Annotated in this window: 1 protein-coding gene; it reads right to left on the bottom strand. The window is 76.7% G+C overall.

Annotated elements, in window-relative coordinates; translation table 11 throughout:
- Positions 1 to 3,086, bottom strand: a 3,086-nt coding sequence (locus tag G3I53_RS27515) for a type I polyketide synthase (protein WP_164438892.1), incomplete at both ends; no start/stop codon positions are given.

Genomic DNA, 3,086 nt, shown 5'->3' with positions numbered 1-3,086 from the left:
GGCGGGCGGTTCGCGGTCCGCCGGGGCCGGCGGGGGCCCGGTGCGGAGGCGTCCGGTGAGGTGCTGGTGCCAGCGGGCGCCGGGGGCCGCGGCGAGGACGGTGACGTCGCGGACGCCGTCCTCGGCGGGCCGCAGGACCAGCTGGAGCCGTACCGGCCCGTCGTCGGGCAGGCGCAGCGGGCGCAGGAAGGCGATGTCGGTCAGTTCGGCGCCGGCGCCGGAATCGAGCGCGGCGGCGGCCTCCAGGACGGCTTCCAGGAAGGCGGCGGCGGGCAGCCAGACCTCACCGCCGACCCGGTGGTCGGCCAGGTAGGCGAACCGGCTGTCGCGCAGGTCGATCTCGGTCTGGAACAGGTGCCGTCCGGGCTCGTCGGCGGCCTCGACGTGGGTGCCGAGCAGGGGCGGGGTGCCGGGTGCGGCGGCCGGGGCGGGGGCGAGCCAGTGGCGGGACCGGGCGAAGGCGTAGGTCGGCAGGACGGTGGGCCGGCCGGCCGGGAACAGGACCGCCGGGTCGGGGGTGTGTCCGCCCGCGTACAGGTCACCGGCCCGGCGCAGCAGCACGTTCCGGCCGTCCTGCTGGCGCCGCAGCGACCCGACGGCGGACACGGCGATGCCGGCGTCGGCGGCCACCGCTTCGACGGAGCCGGTGAGCGAGGGGTGCGGGCTGAGTTCGACGAAGTGGCGGTAGCCGTCGTCGAGCAGGCGGCGGACGGTGTCGGCGAACCGGACGGGCCGGCGCAGGTTGTCGAACCAGTGGGCGGCGTCGAGGCGTTCGCCGGGGACGCGCTCGGCGAGGACGGCGGAGTAGAGCGGGACGTCGGACGGGGTGGGCCGGATGTCGCCGAAGCGTGCCAGGAGTTCGTCGCGCAGCGGTTCCATCAGCGGGGTGTGCGAGGCGAACGGGGTCGACAGCGGGCGCACGGTGACGCCCCGCTCCTCCAGCCGGCCGCGCAGTTCGGCGAGCGCGCCGGACTCGCCGGAGACCGCCGTGGAGCGCGGGCCGTTGACGGCGGCGACGAACAGCCGTCCGCCGGCGGCGGACAGCAGGTCGCCGACCTCGTCGGGCGGCAGCTCCACGGCCAGCATGCCGCCGTGTCCGACGTGCGGGACGACGGCGTGGGCGCGGGCGGTCACCACGGTGACCGCGTCGTCGAGGTCCAGGGCGCCCGCGGTGTACGCGGCGGCGATCTCGCCGAGGCTGTGGCCGGCGACCGCGTCCGGGCGGACGCCGAGGGCGCGCCAGGCGGCGGCCAGCGCCGCGTTGACGGCGAACAGCACCGGCTGGAGGTATTCGGTGCGTTCCAGCGGGGAGAACTCCTCCGGTGCGCGCAGCACATTGAGCACCGACCAGCCGGCGTGCCGCCGCACGGCCTCGTCGACGCGGTGCAGTTCGTCGCGGAACTGCGGTGACTGGCCCATCAGTTCGAGGCCCATGCCGGGCCACTGCCCGCCGTGTCCGGCGAACACGAAGGCCACCTTGCCCGCCGGGTCGGCGGTGACCGGGGACACCGGCATGCGTCCGCTCGCCAACGCGTCGAGGAGGGCGAGGAGTTCGTCCCGGTCGCCGGCGACCGGCCCGGCGCGCCACTCGAAGTGGCCGCGGTGCCGGGCCAGGGTGTGGGCCACGTCGGTCAGCGGCGTGCCGTCGTCGAGGTGGCGGGCCAGCCGCGCGGCCTGGCCGCGCAGGGCGGGCTCGCTGCGCGCGGACAGCAGGAACAGGCCGTGGCCCGGCACGGGCGGTGCCGCTGCGGTGTCCGTTGCGGCGGGGGCGGGCGGCGCCTCCTCGACGACGACGTGCGCGTTGGTGCCGCTGATGCCGAAGGCGCTGACCCCGGCCCGCCGGACCCGCTCGCCCCGCGGCCAGGCCACGGGCTCGCGCAGCAGGTGCAGTCCGCTGCCGTCCCAGTCGACGTGCCGGGTGGGTGTGCCGGCGTGCAGACTGCGCGGCAGGGTCTCGTGCCGCAGCGACTCGACGACCTTGATGAGTCCCGCGATGCCCGACGCGGCCTGCACATGGCCGATGTTGGACTTGAGCGAGCCGAGGTGGAGGGGGCGGCCGGCGGGGCGGTCGTCGCCGAACACCTGCGCCAGGGCGTGCGCCTCGATCGGGTCGCCGAGGGTGGTGCCGGTCCCGTGGGCCTCGATGTGGTCGATGTCGCCGGGCCGCAGGCCGGACCGTTCCAGCGCGCGCCGGATCACCTGTTCCTGGGCCGGGCCGTGGGGCGCCGACAGGCCCTGGCTGCGGCCGTCCTGGTTGACGGCGGTGCCGCGCAGCACGGCGAGCACCCGGTCGCCGTCGCGGTGCGCGTCGCCGAGCCGCTTCAGGACGACCATGCCGGCGCCCTCCGCCCACACGGCGCCGTCGGCGCCGTCGGAGAAGGAGCGGCAGCGGCCGGTCGGGGACAGGCCCCGCAGGCGGCTGAACTCGACGAAGGTCTGCGGGGTCACCATCAGGGTGGCGCCGCCCGCGAGCGCCAGGTCGCACTCCCCGGAGCGCAGCGCCTGCACGGCGAGGTGCGTCGCCACGAGGGAGGAGGAGCAGGCGGTGTCCACGGTCATCGCCGGGCCGTGCAGCCCGAGGGTGTAGGCGAGCCGGCCGGAGGCCACGCTGAGCGCGGAGCCGGTGCCGACGTAGCCGTCGAGCTGGTCCAGCCGGGAGCCCGCCAGGTAGTCGCTGCCGAACATGCCGACGTACACGCCCGCCGTGCCGCCCTCCAGGTCGCCGGGCACGATCCCGGCGCGTTCCAGCGCCTCCCACGCCGTTTCCAGCAGCAGCCGCTGCTGGGGGTCCATGGCGGCGGCCTCCTTGGGGGTGATGCCGAAGAAGGCCGCGTCGAAGGACTCGATGTCGTCCAGGAAGCCGCCCTCGCGGACGTAGGACGTGCCGGGGGTGTCGGGGTCGGGGTCGTACAGCGACTCCACGTCCCAGCGCCCGGACGGGAACGGTCCGATCGCGTCCCGGCCCTCGGCGAGCAGCCGCCACAGGGACTCCGGGTCGTCGGCACCGCCGGGCAGCCGGCAGGCCGTGCCCACCACGGCGACGGGTTCGTCGGCGGCCGGGGTGCCGGCGGCGGGCGCGGGGCGCG

It is taken from the genome of Streptomyces sp. SID14436, from assembly GCF_010548465.1.
GTDB lineage: Bacteria > Actinomycetota > Actinomycetes > Streptomycetales > Streptomycetaceae > Streptomyces.
Note: the sequence above shows the minus strand (reverse complement) of the source record. Positions and strands in the feature narration are given on the sequence as shown.